The organism is uncultured Microbulbifer sp. (assembly GCF_947489355.1).
Taxonomy (GTDB): domain Bacteria; phylum Pseudomonadota; class Gammaproteobacteria; order Pseudomonadales; family Cellvibrionaceae; genus Microbulbifer.
Window position 1 is genome coordinate 1 of sequence record NZ_CANLDD010000253.1, and the last position, 216, is coordinate 216.

The window sequence follows — 216 nt, forward strand, 5'->3', positions numbered from 1 at the left end:
TGAACTGAACCTGACCTGACAGACCACCGTCAGAAAAACCGGTAACTGTCAGATCAAGTCTGAACTACTACATATGAATTGCGTGCGGGCTTCGAACTCGCCTTAGATATGGGTAATTGAATGGTTACTTGATCGCTTACCACGCCGCCGCTGGATACGGCTTCTTTGTAACGATAGAAGGTGTCTCGCGATACGCCGAGCATCTTGCAGGCTTTG

General features: G+C 49.1%; 1 protein-coding gene. It reads right to left on the bottom strand.

The window, feature by feature from the left end; translation table 11 throughout:
• Window positions 1-53: 53 nt before the first annotated feature.
• Entirely contained in the window at window positions 54-203 is a 150-nt protein-coding gene (locus Q1A48_RS21660; RefSeq protein WP_299948962.1) for a helix-turn-helix domain-containing protein, read from the bottom strand.
• Window positions 204-216: the final 13 nt, after the last annotated feature.

What these genes read in the sequence shown, in the direction of transcription:
- Q1A48_RS21660 (WP_299948962.1), bottom strand. Translation starts at nt 203, where the DNA reads ATGCTCGGCGTATCGCGAGACACCTTCTATCGTTACAAAGAAGCCGTA.